Below are 14,029 nucleotides of genomic sequence, written 5' to 3'. Positions count from 1 at the left end.
CTCGCCTCGCATCCATGTCCCAAGCCACGCTCATCCAGATCGGCCCGCTCGCGCCGCAGATCAATTCCCGCCTGCGCGAGCAGTACCAGGCCGTGCCGCTGTGGGAGCAGCCCGAGCCGCTGGCGTGGCTGCGCGAGCACGCGCAGCAGGCGCGCGTGGCGGTGACATCGGCGCGCCACGGCATTACCGCCGAGGCCATCGCGGCCATGCCCAGGCTCGCAGCCATCGTGAGCTTTGGGGTCGGCTATGACTCGATCGCGCTGGACGCGGCCCGCGCGCGCGGCATCCAGGTCAGCAACACGCCCGACGTGCTCAACGACTGCGTGGCTGACCTCGCTTTCGGCCTGCTGCTCGACGCCGCCCGCGGCATCGCCCATGGCGACCGCTTCGTGCGCGCCGGCAAGTGGGGCAAGGACAACTTCCCGCTGACCACCCGCGTCTCCGGCAAGAAGCTCGGCATCCTGGGCCTGGGTCGCATCGGCGAGAAAGTGGCGCAGCGCGCCACCGGCTTCGGCATGGATATCGCGTACCACAACCGCCGGGCGCGCGCCGGCGCGCCGTGGCGCCACGAGCCTGACCTGAAGGCGCTGGCCGGCTGGGCGGATTTCCTGGCCGTAACCTGCGTGGGCGGCCCCGAGACCGAAGGGCTGGTATCGGCCGACATCATCGAGGCGCTGGGCCCCAAGGGCATCCTGGTCAATGTGTCGCGCGGCAGCGTGGTGGACGAAGACGCGCTGGTGGCGGCCCTGCGCGACGGCCGCCTCGGCGGCGCCGGGCTGGACGTGTTCCGCGCCGAGCCGGAAGTGCCCGAGGCGCTGTTCGCGCTGGACAACGCGGTACTGGCTCCGCACGTGGCCAGCGGCACGCATGAAACCCGCGCGGCCATGGCCGGGCTGGTGTTCGACAACCTCGATGCGTTCCTTGGCACCGGCAAGGTGATCACGCCGGTACTCTGACGCGCTGGCAGGCCTCGCCCGCGCACGGCGCCGGTCCTATACTGGATCAGGCGGTGGATCAGGCGCCCGCCGCCCCGGCGGCGCCATCTCACCCTCGCGCGTCAGGAGGCAATGATGGGACGCAAATATATCGATTGCCGCGAGTTTCCGAGCGAGTCGAAGTGCACGGTGGCATTGAGCGCCGACACCGAAGACGAACTGCTCGAAGTCGCGGTCCAGCATGCGGTGCAGGTGCACCAGCACCAGGATGGCCCCGAACTGCGGCAGATGCTCAAGGGCGCATTCAAGGATGGCTCGCCGCCCGCGTGAGCACGGGAACGCAGGAACGCAGGCCGCCGCCTGGCGAGGGCGGCGACCTGCCGTTCAGGTTCAGGTTGACGTTGGGTTTGAAGTGGACGCTGTAGCCATCACGTCAAACACATGCGCTATTCTCACTGGCGTCAACGTCCGCCACCCCGCCACGCTCAATGAAAACCATCTATCTCGCCGGCTTCGACGTATTTCGCAAAGACGCCATCGCCTACGGCGAGGCCCTCAAGGCCCGCTGCGCCCATTACGGCTTCCTTGGCCTCTATCCCCTCGACAAAGCCGCCCCGGCCGGCCTTTGCGGCCCCGACACCGCGCGCTGGATCTACGAGGCGAACATCAACCTGCTGCGCCGCGCCGACATGGTGATGGCCAACCTGGACGATTTCCGCGGGCCGGGCGAGCCGGACTCGGGCACGGCATTCGAGGTGGGATTCGCGATCGCGCTGCAAAAGCCGGTATGGGGCTACAGCAGCGACCGCGGCACGTTGCTGGACCGCGTGGCCGTTGCCGCCGATGAAACGCACGGCAAGGGCGAACGGCTCGATGCGCGTGGCTTCGTGGTGGAGGACTTCGGCCTGAGCAAGAACCTGATGCTGGCCTGCTCGGCCAAGCTGGTGGCGGGAGACGCCGAGGCCTGCCTGGCGGCCATGGCCGAGTCGGAGCGGCGGCGCAGTTGCCGGGGCGCGCCGGCGCCGGCGGAGGATTGATTCCGGCGCGGGCGGGACCTGCATCCCGCCGCGCCGCTACTTCTTCGCTATTTCGCCGTGCCTCTGCGCAGTGTTTCCACGCCCGCCGCGATATCGTCCGCGGTGCTTGCCACGATCTGGCGGTAAGCCGCCACCACGCCGTCCACCGCGCCCGGCGCGGCCAGTTCGGCCTGCGTGCGGCCGGCCTTGACCTTGCCGTCGGGCAGGCGGCGCACGGTCCAGTTGATGATGGCGCCAGCGCGCTGGCCCACGTCAGCATCCAGCCGCACCACTTCGGTGGTGATGCGGAACACGGGCTCCACTTCCGACAAGCCTTGCTGGTAGGTGTCGACCGCACCTAGCCTGGCCTGCAGTTGCTGCGACAGCGCGTCGCGCAGCTCGTCCGGCAGCGGCGCGGACCAGCGCGACAGGTCCAGCAGCTTGAGCTCGTTGCCATCCTTGCCGTCACGCACCACCAGCTGTGGCCGGTTGAGGCGTTCAGGCACGCGCACCGGCGCAACCTCGATCCACACCGGCTGCGCCTGCGGCGCCCGCGCTGGCGCGGCGGCCTGTCCTTCGGCGCCGGTAGCCGTAGCGGCAGCGGGACCCTGGGCCAGCGTGTAGTAGCGCGGATCGGGCGAGGCGCAGCCCGCCAGCAGCGCGGCGCCGAGCGCGAGGGGCAGCAACAGGCGGTGGCGGGTCATCTCTATGCGGGTCATCATCATTTCTCCGGCTTGCCGCGCACCAGCGCTTCAGGGTGGCGTTCCAGGTATTCGGTCAGCGTGCGCAGCGACACCGCGGTGCGCGTGAGCTCCTGCATCATGCGGCGCGTGTCTTGCTGCAGCGGGGCATCCGAGGCGAGCGTGCCGTTGGCCGCGCTCAACGTCTTGCGCGCGTCCTGCAGCGCGGCCAGCACCTGGGGCGCAACGTCGCCGTTGAGCTGGGCGACCAGTTTGTCGGCGCTGGTCATCATGGTGTTGAGCGTGGCTATCGACGTGCGCAGGTCCTGGCCGATCTGCTCGAACGGCACCTTGTCGATCTTGTTGACGATATCGCCCAGCTTGGCCTGCAGCTCGTCGAACGCGCCCGGCGTGGTGGCCAGTTCAGGCATGGCGCCATCCAGGTTGACGTTGGCCGGTGGCGCCTTGGGGAAGAAATCCAGCGCGACATAGAGCTGGCCGGTCAGCAGGTTGCCGGTGCGCAACTGCGCGCGCATGCCGCGCTTGATCAGCGTCTGGACGATATTGCGGGCGCGGTTGACGTCCTCCACGTCACGCGCCCGGAAGCCCATGCGCGAGGGGTACAGTTCCACCACCACGGGCAGGCGGAACGCCTTCTTCTCGACCTGGTACTCGATGCCGATCGAGCGCACCTGACCCACGACCACGCCGCGGAAATCCACCGGAGCGCCGGGCGAGAGCCCGCGCACGGACTGGTCGAAGTTCAGCACGGCGAGAGAAGGCGCAATTTCTTCCGGCTCCTTCATCGCCTCGGTCTGGTCGCTGGCCAGCAGGAACTGGGTGTTCTCGTTAGCGGCATCCGTCGCCTTGGAGTCATCCGGGGCCTGGAAGGCCACGCCGCCGAGCAGCACCGTCACCAGCGATTGGGTGTTGAGCTTGAAGCCACCGGCATCGAGCTTGATGTCCACGCCGCTGGCGTGCCAGAAGCGCGAGTCGGCCGTGACCAGCTTGTCGTAGGGCTTGTTGACGAACACGCGCAGCGACAGGTCGCGCCCGTTGGGCTCCAGCTGGTAAGCCACCACCTGGCCGACCTGTACGCGGCGGTAGTAGACCGGCGAGCCGATGTCGAGCGAGCCGAGATCGGTGGCGCGCAGCAAGAACTGCTTGCCGGAGGCATCGGTGGTGACGGCGGGCGGCACTTCCAGCCCGGTGAAGTCGCGCACGCGCTCCTCCGACTTGCCGGCGTCAACGCCGATATAGGCGCCTGACAGCAGGGTGCTCAGCCCGGAGATGCCACTGGTGGCAAAGCGCGGGCGCACCACCCAGAAGCGTGTGTCCTTGGTGGAGAAGCTCGCCGCATCCTGGGTCAGGTCGATCTTGGCGATCACGTGCGAGTGGTCGCCGGCCAGCCGCACGGACTTGACCAGGCCGATGTCCACGTCCTTGTAGCGTACCGGCGTCTTGCCCGGGACCAGGCCCTCGGCGGTGCGGAACGTAACCGTGATCTCGGGGCCGCGCTCGGTGAGCGTGTGGATCAGCAGCGACAGGCCAACCACCGCCGCCACGATCGGGATCAGCCAGACCAGCGAGGGCAGCCAGCGCGCCCGGCGGCGGCGCTCCGGCGCCGGTGGCTGCGAGGAAGGAGAGGGAGGGGACTGGTCTAGGTCAGGCATCGTTTGTATCCATCGAATCCCACAGCAGGCGCGGGTCGAAACTGAGTGAAGCCAGCATGGTGAGCACCACCACGGAGCCGAACGCCATGGCGCCGGCGCCCGGGATGATGGTGGCCAGTGCCCCGGCCCGCACCAGCGAAGCCAGCAGCGCCACCACGAAAATATCCAGCATCGACCAGCGGCCGATGATTTCCACCAGCCCGTACAGCCTGGTCTGCTGGCGAATTCGCCAGCGCGAGCGGAAATGCACGGACAGCAGCAGCAGCGCGAGGATGATCATCTTCAGCAGGGGCACCACGATGCTGGCGATCAGCACCACGATGGCCAGCATGTTGGAGCCCGACAACCATAGGTAGACCACGCCGGAGAAGATGGTGTCGCGCTGCGTGCCCAGGATGGACTGCGTCACCATGACCGGCAGCAGGTTGGCGGGAATATAAAGGATGAGGGCGGACAACAGGAACGCCCAGGTGCGCGCGAGGCTGTTCGGCTTGCGGTGATGCAGCGTGGCGCCGCAGCGCGGGCAGGGCTCGCCTTGCATCGCGAGCGGGCTGAGCGCGTCGCAGGCGTGGCAGGAGACCAGGCCCATCGACGTCGCGGTAGGCACCTGCGGCAGCGGCCTGGTTTCGTCGTCGTCGGTCAGCTCCGCCACCACATTGGCGGCCAGGCGGCGCGAGCGCGCCAGCGCGGCGGCGCCCACCGGGGCCTTGGGGGTTGGGGCGCTCATCGGGGCGGCTCCTCGTCCAGGTGCTGCCACAGATCGCGCGGATCGAACGACAGCATCGCGGCCAGCACGATCACCAGCGCGGCGAACGACCACAGCGCCACGCCCGGCAGTACCTGCGCCATGGTCGAGAGCTTGACCAGCGTGACCAGCACGCCAATCATGAAGACTTCGATCATGCCCCACGGCCGGGTTTGCTGGATGCCGCGCACGATGCGCTCGAAGCCCGGCGGCATCCGGTGGCGCGCCATCGGCACCAGCAGGTAAAGCATCATCAGCATCTCGGACAAGGGAAACAGGATGGTGGTGGCGAACACCAGCACGGCCACCAGCGTCATGTTGTCCGCGTAGAGCGCCAGCACCGCGCCCCATAGCGTGGTTTCGGTGCGCACGCCCTTGAGATCCATCTCGACGATGGGATAGGCGTTGGACACCAGGAACAGGATCAGCGCGGCAATGACCAGCGGCAGCAGCCGTGCATAGGCCCGCGCGCTATCGCGGTAGAGCTGGCCGCCGCAGCGCAGGCACAGCGCGCGCTCGCCCGGCTCCAGCTCGGCGCGCTGGTAGACCGCATCGCAGTACTCGCAGGCCACCATCCGGGCCAGCTCGGCCTGGGTGGGCGGTGGTGCCAATGGCTGCGGTTCGGGACGGCTGGTTTCGCTCATGCCTTGCCGGAACCCGCCACGTCCTCGGCGGTGGTGATGGGCTTGCCTTGCGCCAGCGCGGGCGGCGGGTCAGCCAGGTGCTGCGAGCCGATGGTCCAGTCGCGCAGCAGCGCGTAGGCCACCGCCAGCAGCGTCGGGCCGATAAACACGCCGAGAAAGCCGAAGGCCAGCGCGCCGCCGAACACGCCCAGCATGACCCAGATCAGCGGCATGTCGGTGCCCTTGCTGATGAGGAGCGGCTTGATGACGTTGTCGGCCATGCTGACCACGCCCACGCCCCACACCACCATGAAGATGGCCCAGCCGAGCGAGCCGGTGTGGTAAAGCCAGAGCGCGGCGGGAATCCACACCAGCGGCGGGCCGACCGGGATCACGGACAGGAAGAAGGTGATGAAGCCGAGTATGGCGGCGCCGGGCACGCCGGCGATCCAGAAGCCGATGCCGGCCAGCAAGGCCTGCACGAAGGCGGTGCCCAGCACGCCGTAGACCACGCCCTTGACGGTGTTGCCGGCCAGCGCCAGCAGGTGGTCGGCGCGCTCGCCGGCAATGCGGCGCATGCCAGCGCGCAGCCACGCCACCGCGAACTCGCCGCCGGTATAGAAGAAGAACGCCAGCACGATCGACAGCGCCAGCTGGCCCAGCCCGGCGCCGATCGACAGCCCGGCGCCCAGTACCACATGGCCCACGGGCGCGATCAGCTTGCGCAGGTTGGCGACCATCTCCGAGTCGGCATGGATCACCTTGTCCCAGGAGCTTTGCAGGTAGTCGCCCACATAGGGCAGGCCGGTCAGCCACCCGGGTAGCGCGGGCGCGCCGTGATCGAAGAACTGGTCGACCAGGCCGGACAGCTCGTCGATGTGCGCGGAGATGCTGGCGCCAGCATAGACAAAGGGGCCGAGCACGATGACCGCGGCCAGCAGCACGCAGATCAGGGCCGCCAGGCTGCGCCGGTTGCCCATCCAGCGCGACAGCACCGTATAGGGGTACCACGAGCTGAAGGCGAGGATGGCGCCCCACAAGAGCGCGGTGGTAAAGGGCGCGAGCACCAGCAGCGAGCCGCCGATCAGCACGATCAGCGCAAAGATGGCGGCGAGTTTTTCAATCAGTTGGCCGGAATTCATCGGGTGCTTCTCCTGGACTGCCGGTGTGACGTGAACGGCGACAATATATAGGAAAACCCGTAGCCCGCCGGAGGCGGGCGGCATCGCGGGGGCTGCAATGTTGCATTGCGGGACGCCGGGCGCGCTATGTGCTGCGCAGGCCTTCCCCGAACGTCTCACGATGCCATACCTCGGTGACATCTTCCAGCAGCGTGAGAAAGCGGTCCAGCGCGGGCAGGCCGTGGTCGCGCCGCACGGTGGCATAAAGGTCGGCGGCCAGCCCCGGTTCGTCCAGCGTGAGGAAGGCGACGTCCTCCCGCGGCGCGCCCGACAGCGAGCGCGGCAGCGCGCTCACCCCCACGCCGGCGCCCACCAGGCTCAGCACCGTCTGCGGATCCACCGACTCGTGCAGCACGCGCGGGTGGAAGCCATTGCGCACGCAGGCGGCCAGCAAGCTGCGGATCACTGGGCTTTGGGTATTAAGCAGCACAAATGGTTCCGCCGCCAGCGCCTTCAGCCGGATCCGGCCGCTTGCCGCCAGTGGATGGCTTGCCGGCAACGCGGCCATCAGTGGCTGCGGATAGACGCGGATCGACCGCAGTTCCTCCCGCCCGGTAGCGCTGGAGGCAAAGCCCACGTCGATCTGGCCACGCACCAGCGCCTCGCCCTGCTGGTCGGGGAGCATCTCGTGCAGGGTCCACTCCACCGCCGGGTTGCGCTCCTGGAACAGCCGCATGGTGCGGGGCAGGGGGCCGTACATCACGGAATTGATGATGCCGATGCGCAGGTAGCCCTCCAGCCCGTCGGCCACGCGCAGCACCATTTTCCGGGTCGAGTCCAGGTCGGCCACGATGTCGCGCGCCCGCGTCAGCAGCGCCTCGCCCGCCCGGGTCAGGCGCGCGCCCAGGCGGCCGCGCTCGAACAGGATGACCCCAAGAGACGCCTCCAGCGACTTGATCTGCTGGCTCAGCGGCGGCTGGGAAATATGCAGGCGCTCGGCGGCACGGCTGAAGTTGCCCTCCTCGGCGACGGCGATGAAATAGCGGAGTTGGCGGATATCCATATGAATATCGTATGGAAAAGATTCTCAAATCATATTTCACATATGGATTTGGCGCAGCTAGTCTTTGCTTCAACACGGCCCGCCAGCCCCCAAAGACAGCAATCAGCAGCGCCAAGCAGTGATATGCAGCGCCAAGCAGTGACAAACGGCGGAGCAAGGAGAAAGAACCATGACCCCCATCAAAGTCAACGGCGCCCTGCGCGCCGTGCAAGCTCCCGGCGACACCCCCTTGCTGTGGGTGCTGCGCGACGAGCTCGATCTCACCGGTACCAAGTACGGCTGCGGCATGGGCCTGTGCGGCGCCTGCACGGTGCATGTGGATGGCGCCCCGGTGCGCGCCTGCCAGACGCCGGTCTCCACCGTGGCCGGCAAGCGGGTCACCACCATCGAGGGTTTGGGCCAGCCCGATGCGCTGCACGCGGTGCAGAAAGCCTGGCAAGCCGAAGACGTGCCGCAATGCGGCTACTGCCAGTCCGGCCAGCTGATGTCGGCCGCCGCGCTGCTGGCCAGCAAGCGCAACCCCACCGACAGCGATATCGACGCCGCCATGGCCGGCAACATCTGCCGCTGCGGTACCTACGACCGCATCCGCCGCGCGATCCATCGCGCCGCCGCCGAACTGCGTGGAGGCAAGCCAGCATGAAGCGCGAGCTCAACCTGATCGATGCCACCCCGGCCAACGGCGGGCGCCGCCGCTTCCTGCAAGCCGGCGCGGCGCTCGCCGGCGGTCTGCTGCTGGAGATCGGCAGCGGCGGCCAGCTCATCCGCAACGCGGCCGCCGCGCCCATCACCGACAGCGCGGCCGGCAACTTCGCCCCCAATGCCTGGGTGCGCGTCACCCCTGACAACCGCGTGCTGCTGGTGGTGCACAAGTACGACAGCGGCACCGGCGTGAAGAATGCGCTGGGCCTGATGCTGGCCGAGGAGCTGGATGCCGACTGGGCCACCGTGCAGGTGATCCAGCCCGACGATCCGCTCGCCAAGGCCTACCTGCATCCGCTGTGGGGCATGCACGCGACCGGCGGCAGCACCAGCGTGCCGCTGGAGTGGAACACGCTGCGCCGCGCGGGCGCCACCGCGCGCGCCATGCTGGTAGCGCAGGCGGCGCGGCGTTGGGCGGTGGAGCCGGCGGCCTGCAAGACGGCCGCAGGCGCCGTGATCCACGTGGCCAGCGGACAGCGCCTCACCTACGGCGAGCTGGCCGAAGGCGCGGCACGCCTGCCGGTGCCGGCCGAGGTCACGCTCAAGCGGCCAGACGAGTTCGTGCTGATCGGCAAGGAGCGCAGCAGCTACCGCGTGGCCGACAAGCTCACCGGCCGCGCGTGCTACGCCATCGACGTCAAGCTGCCGGACATGCTGACCGCCATCGTGGTGCACGCGCCGGTGGTCAACGCGCGGGTGGTGTCGTTCAACGCCGCCGAGGTCAAGGCGTTGCCCGGCGTGCGCGATGTGTTCGCCACCGAGATCCCGGAAACGATCGCGCATTTCCGCCCCGACGCGCCGGCCGCGCGCCCCATCAACGGCGCCAGCCAGCCCGGCGTGGCCATCGTGGCCGATCATTTCTGGGCCGCGCAGCGCGCGCGCCAGGCGCTCAAGGTGGCGTGGGGTGAAAGCGCAATGCAGGACTTCAGCGCCGAGGCCGCCATCCGCGCCATGGCCGCGCGCGTGGACGAGCCTGGCAAGAAGTCCAAGGTCAAGGGCGATGCCGATGCCGCCTTCCAGGGCGCCGCCAAGGTGGTGGAAGCGGTCTACACCATGCCCTACAAGGCGCATGCGCAGATGGAGCCGCTCAGCATCGTGGCGTGGGTGCGGCCGGACGCGGTGGAGTACTGGGGCGGCGTGCAGGTGCCCTCGCGCTGCGCGCAGGCGGCCGAGACCATTGCCGGCATCTCGCGCGACAAAGTGAAGATCCATCTGACCGAAGCCGGCGGCAGCTTCGGCGCCCGCGAAGGGCTGCACATCATCCTGGAAGCGACCTATATCGCCAAGCGCATGGGCCGCGCCGTCAAGCTGCTCTACAGCCGCGAAGACGACATGCATGCGTTCTATTACCAGAGCGCCAGCGTGCACAAGGCGCGCGCCGCGCTGGACGCGGCCGGCAATGTGCAGGCCTTCAGCTTGCGCGCAGTGGTGCCGTCGATCAAGGAGCCCGACGATCCCGGCTTCCTGGCCAAGGTGCCGGTCGACCCGAGCTGCACCGAGGGCATGCGCGACGATTTCTACTACCAGGTGTCCGCGCTCGACCTCGCCTGGGTGCGCCACGAGCCGGGCTTCCCGGTGTGGTGGTGGCGCGCGGTGAGCTACGTGCCGAATATCTTCGCCATCGAAAGCCTGATCGACGAAGCCGCGCATGCCAGCACGCAGGACCCGGTGGCGTTGCGCAGGAAGCTGCTGCAAGGCAAGCCCGAGCATGTGGCGGTGCTCGACCGCGCCGCCGCGCTGGCGGGCTGGAAAGCCGGCGCGAAGCCGGGCAAGGGCGGCATTGGCCGTGGCCTGGGCGTGGCCACCTACGAAGGCTACAAGAGCTATATCGCCATCGTGGCCGATGTCAGCGTCAGGAACGGCGCCATCACCGTGCACAAGATCACCTGCGTGGTGGACTGCGGGCTTGCCGTCGATCCCAGCTCGGTGCGCCAGCAACTGGCTGGCGGCATCTACTGGGGCGTGTCCACCGCGTTGATGAACGCGGTGCATATCGAGAACGGCGGCGTGAAGCAAAGCAACTTCCACGACTACCCGGTGGTGCGCATGAGCGACGCCCCGGCGCTGGAGATCGTGGTGATGCCGCCCTCCGGCAGGCAGCCCGGCGGCGTTGGCGAGCTGTCCAACCCGCCGGTGGTGCCGGCGATCGGCAACGCCATCTTTGCGGCCACCGGCAAGCGCTTGCGCGCCACGCCATTTGCGCTGGCGTAGGCCAGCCGTCCGACCGGCACGCAAGCACGGAACAACCCGAACCCGACGAAAGGACTCGCAATGACGACAGCGACGAAATGGAAATGCATGGTATGCGGCTTTGAATACGACGAAGCGCTCGGCATGCCCGAACACGGTTTTCCCGCCGGCACGCGCTGGGAGGATATCCCCGACGAATGGCTTTGCCCGGACTGCGGCGTGAGCAAGGCCGAGTTCGAGATGGAAGTGGTGGCCTGAGCCATGACGAACGACGCCAACGACGCCATCATCGCGAAATCGCAGCAAGCGCTGCCGCTGGTCATCCTCGGTACCGGCCTGGCCGGCTACACGCTGGCGCGCGAGTTCCGCAAGCTCGACAGCGCGACGCCGCTGGTCATCGTCACGCGCGATGGCGGCGAGTCGTACTCCAAGCCGATGCTGTCCAATGCGCTGGCCGGCAACAAGGCACCCGTCGCACTGGCCATCGCCAGCGCGCAGCAGATGGCTGCGCAGCTCAACGCGCGCGTGATGACGCATGCCGATGCTTCGGACATCGATACCGCCACCGGCACCGTGCTGGTCGACGGGCAACCGCTGCGCTACGGGCAACTGGTGCTGGCGCTCGGCGCGCACGCGCGTGCGCCAGGCTTGCAAGGCGATGGTGCCGATGCCGTGCAGACCGTCAACGATCTTGCCGACTACACGCGCTTTCACGCCTCGCTGCAAGGCAAGAGGCGCGTGGCCATCCTCGGCGCCGGCCTGATCGGCTGCGAGTTCGCCAATGACCTGCACGCGGGTGGCTTCGACGTCGAGCTGGTTGATCCCGCCGCATGGCCGCTCGGCCGGCTGCTGCCGGGCGAGGCGGGCGCTCTGATGGCCGGCGCGCTGCGCGGCCTCGGCGTGCGGCTGCACCTTGGCGAGATGCCGGTCGCGGTGCATCGCCGTGATGGCGGGCTCGCGGTGCAACTGGCCAGCGGCGCGCAGATCGCCGCCGACGTGGTGCTGTCCGCCACCGGGCTGTTGCCGCGCGTGGCGCTGGCGCAGGACGGCGGCATTGCCACCGCGCGCGGCATCGTGGTGGACCGCCTGCTGCGCACCAGCGCACCGGCGGTCTACGCGCTGGGCGACTGCGCCGAGGTCGACGGCCTGGTGCTGCCTTACGTGATGCCGCTGATGCAGGCTGCGCGCGCACTGGCCCGCACGTTGGCCGGCACGCCTACGCCGCTGAGCTACTCCGCCATGCCGGTGGTGGTGAAAACGCCCGTGCTGCCGACCGTGGTGTCGCCCGCGTTGGCCGGCGCGGGCAACTGGGAGATCGAGTCCCAGGCGGTGGCCGGGGAAGCCGGCGCGGGCCTGCGCGCGTTGTTCCGCGATACGCAAGGCGCCCTGACCGGATTCGCGCTGCTGGGCAAGGCCGTGGCCGAGAAGGGCGTGCTTGCCAAACAGATCAGCGACTGGCTGCCGGTGCAAGCCGCACCAGCCGCACCAGCCGCACCAGCCGCACCAGCCGCATCGGCCGCACCGGCCTGAAACAGGAACACAACGAACGGCACTCCCGCACGCCTGCACAACCCACACTCGACAATACGAGAGGAGACTTCCCAATGCTTGTCACTCAACAACCGGTCCTGCGGCGCTTCTGGTACGCGGTCATTCCCGAGTCCAGGCTCGACCTTGGCCCGCAGCCGTTCACGCTGCTGGGCGAGGACATCGTGATCTGGCGCGGCGCCGATGGCACGCCCGCAGCCGTGCGCGACCGCTGCTGCCACCGCACCGCCAAGCTCTCCAAGGGCTATGTGGATTCGGACGGCCTGCTGTGCTGCGGCTATCACGGCTGGTCCTACGACTGCAGCGGCAAGTGCGTGCGCATTCCGCAGATGCCGCAGAACATGATCCCCGCCAACGCACGCGTGGCGAACTACCACTGCAAGCTGCGCTACGGCTACGTGTGGGTGGCGCTGGAAGACCCGCTGACCGACATCCCGGATATCCCCGAAGGCAACGATCCTTCGCTGCGCCGCATCCCGCAGTTCTACGAGCGCTGGGCATGCAGCGGCCTGCGCTTCATGGAGAACTCGTTCGACAACGCGCATTTCAGCTTCGTGCACAAGAACACCTTCGGCAAGTTCGCCAGCCCGAAGCCAGCAGACATCGAGATCATCGAGAACGCGTGGGGGTTCGAATCGCGCCGCTCGGTGCCGATCATGAACCCGCCCGATAGCTGGCTGCTCACCGGCAGCAAGGAGCCGGAGACCATCCGCCACCTGCACGACAACTGGTACATGCCGTTCTCGCGCCGCTTCGGCTGCACCTATCCGAATGGCCTGGTGCACACCATCGTCAACTGCGCCACGCCCATCGACGACAAGAGCACGATGATGGTCCAGTGGCTATACCGCAACGACACGGAGCAGCAGGCCCCCGCCGAGGAACTGGTCAAGTTCGACCATGCGGTCACGCGCGAGGACAAGGAGATCCTGGAGGCCACGGATTACGACGCGCCCATCGATACCACGCGGCGCATGGAGTTCCACATGCCGTCCGACAAGCCCGGGCTGGTGATGCGCAAGAAGCTGATGGCGCTGCTGCAGGCGCATGGCGAGAAGGAGGTGCACCTGTAATGCTTGCTTGATCTTGCCCCGGCGCCTGCTGGGCGCTAGCCAGGTTCCGGGGCTCTCTTTTTTTTGCGCGCCCGTATTCCCAGAGATGTCGCGTCATCGCACGTAACGGCACAAGAGGAGACAACCCCATGAACACGCAAGATCTGGCCGGCGACAGGCCGGCCGCAGTTGACCAGGTGCCCGCTCCCGGGCCGCTGGTGATGCTGGGCTTCCAGCACGTGCTGGTGATGTATGTCGGTGCCATTGCGGTGCCGATGATCATCGCCAGCGCGCTCAAGCTGCCGAAGGAGGCGGTGGCGGTCCTGATCAATGCCGACCTCTTCACCTGTGGCATCGCCACCATCCTGCAGGCCGCGGGCTTCTGGCGCTTCGGCGTACGCATGCCGGTGATGCAGGGCGTGGCCTTCAGCGCCATCCCGCCGATCCTCGTCATCGCCACCAATCCTGCGCTTGGCTTGCCGGCTGTCATCGGTGCGGTGATGGCGGGCGGCGTCATCACCATGCTGCTGGCGCCGGTGTTCGGCAAGCTGCTGCGCTTTTTTCCGCCCATCGTTGGCGGGTCCATCGTGATGGTGGTGGGGCTGTCGCTGTTTCCGGTCGGCGTGAACTGGGTGGGCGGTGGGCGCGGGGGGGGGGGGGGGGGGGGGGGGGGGGGGGGGG

General features: G+C 68.2%; 15 protein-coding genes. 9 read left to right on the top strand and 6 right to left on the bottom strand.

Going from position 1 to position 14,029, the window contains the following annotated elements:
• The first annotated feature begins 14 nt into the window (after nt 1-14).
• From AC1Q7Q_RS24120 to AC1Q7Q_RS24110, 3 genes are all read left to right on the top strand, one after another.
• Entirely contained in the window at nt 15-956 is a 942-nt protein-coding gene (locus tag AC1Q7Q_RS24120; RefSeq protein ID WP_492375833.1) for a 2-hydroxyacid dehydrogenase, read from the top strand.
• A gap of 114 nt (nt 957-1,070) precedes the next feature.
• On the top strand, nt 1,071-1,265 hold the full coding sequence (locus AC1Q7Q_RS24115; protein ID WP_006160277.1) for a DUF1059 domain-containing protein: 195 nt from the start codon (nt 1,071-1,073) through the stop codon (nt 1,263-1,265).
• Nucleotides 1,266-1,423: 158 nt separating this feature from the next.
• The gene (locus tag AC1Q7Q_RS24110; RefSeq protein WP_492375832.1) at nt 1,424-1,972 is read left to right on the top strand and encodes a nucleoside 2-deoxyribosyltransferase; all 549 of its coding nucleotides are present in this window, start codon (nt 1,424-1,426) and stop codon (nt 1,970-1,972) included.
• A 47-nt stretch (nt 1,973-2,019) separates the two neighbouring features.
• Here AC1Q7Q_RS24110 and AC1Q7Q_RS24105 read toward each other — a convergent pair whose 3' ends face one another.
• The 6 genes from AC1Q7Q_RS24105 to AC1Q7Q_RS24080 all read right to left on the bottom strand — a co-directional run bounded on the left by AC1Q7Q_RS24105 (nt 2,020) and on the right by AC1Q7Q_RS24080 (nt 7,856).
• The gene (locus tag AC1Q7Q_RS24105) at nt 2,020-2,673 is read right to left on the bottom strand and encodes a PqiC family protein (RefSeq protein WP_492375831.1); all 654 of its coding nucleotides are present in this window, start codon (nt 2,671-2,673) and stop codon (nt 2,020-2,022) included.
• Nucleotides 2,673-4,304, bottom strand: coding sequence for a PqiB family protein (locus tag AC1Q7Q_RS24100; RefSeq protein WP_492375830.1), 1,632 nt, complete (start codon nt 4,302-4,304; stop codon nt 2,673-2,675). Before AC1Q7Q_RS24100 ends, AC1Q7Q_RS24105 begins: the two co-directional genes overlap by 1 nt.
• Nucleotides 4,297-5,031, bottom strand: a complete 735-nt coding sequence (locus AC1Q7Q_RS24095; protein ID WP_492375829.1) for a paraquat-inducible protein A — start codon at nt 5,029-5,031, stop codon at nt 4,297-4,299. Before AC1Q7Q_RS24095 ends, AC1Q7Q_RS24100 begins: the two co-directional genes overlap by 8 nt.
• Nucleotides 5,028-5,693, bottom strand: coding sequence for a paraquat-inducible protein A (locus AC1Q7Q_RS24090; RefSeq protein WP_492375828.1), 666 nt, complete (start codon nt 5,691-5,693; stop codon nt 5,028-5,030). The genes AC1Q7Q_RS24095 and AC1Q7Q_RS24090 overlap by 4 nt, the downstream gene beginning before the upstream one ends.
• Nucleotides 5,690-6,814 (bottom strand): AI-2E family transporter, encoded by a 1,125-nt coding sequence (locus tag AC1Q7Q_RS24085; protein WP_492375827.1) that lies wholly within the window; start codon nt 6,812-6,814, stop codon nt 5,690-5,692. The genes AC1Q7Q_RS24090 and AC1Q7Q_RS24085 overlap by 4 nt, the downstream gene beginning before the upstream one ends.
• A gap of 124 nt (nt 6,815-6,938) precedes the next feature.
• Nucleotides 6,939-7,856 carry a LysR substrate-binding domain-containing protein gene (locus AC1Q7Q_RS24080; RefSeq protein WP_492375826.1) on the bottom strand — a complete coding sequence of 306 codons (918 nt, stop codon included), beginning with the start codon at nt 7,854-7,856 and terminating at the stop codon, nt 6,939-6,941.
• A gap of 169 nt (nt 7,857-8,025) precedes the next feature.
• On the opposite strand from AC1Q7Q_RS24080, the gene AC1Q7Q_RS24075 reads away from it, so the two are divergent.
• From AC1Q7Q_RS24075 to AC1Q7Q_RS24050, 6 genes are all read left to right on the top strand, one after another.
• Nucleotides 8,026-8,499 (top strand): (2Fe-2S)-binding protein, encoded by a 474-nt coding sequence (locus AC1Q7Q_RS24075; protein ID WP_150988391.1) that lies wholly within the window; start codon nt 8,026-8,028, stop codon nt 8,497-8,499.
• Entirely contained in the window at nt 8,496-10,769 is a 2,274-nt protein-coding gene (locus tag AC1Q7Q_RS24070) for a xanthine dehydrogenase family protein molybdopterin-binding subunit (protein ID WP_492375825.1), read from the top strand. Before AC1Q7Q_RS24075 ends, AC1Q7Q_RS24070 begins: the two co-directional genes overlap by 4 nt.
• Before the next feature lie 60 nt (nt 10,770-10,829).
• Entirely contained in the window at nt 10,830-11,006 is a 177-nt protein-coding gene (locus AC1Q7Q_RS24065) for a rubredoxin (protein ID WP_043344276.1), read from the top strand.
• A 3-nt stretch (nt 11,007-11,009) separates the two neighbouring features.
• Nucleotides 11,010-12,278, top strand: coding sequence for an NAD(P)/FAD-dependent oxidoreductase (locus tag AC1Q7Q_RS24060; RefSeq protein ID WP_492375824.1), 1,269 nt, complete (start codon nt 11,010-11,012; stop codon nt 12,276-12,278).
• Nucleotides 12,279-12,352: 74 nt separating this feature from the next.
• Nucleotides 12,353-13,369, top strand: coding sequence for an aromatic ring-hydroxylating dioxygenase subunit alpha (locus AC1Q7Q_RS24055; RefSeq protein WP_043344279.1), 1,017 nt, complete (start codon nt 12,353-12,355; stop codon nt 13,367-13,369).
• Nucleotides 13,370-13,497: 128 nt separating this feature from the next.
• A partial coding sequence (locus AC1Q7Q_RS24050; protein WP_492387225.1) for a solute carrier family 23 protein occupies nt 13,498-14,029 on the top strand: 532 nt, incomplete at its 3' end.

Source organism: Cupriavidus sp. GW823-FHT07A04, assembly GCF_058794615.1.
Note: the sequence above shows the minus strand (reverse complement) of the source record. Positions and strands in the feature narration are given on the sequence as shown.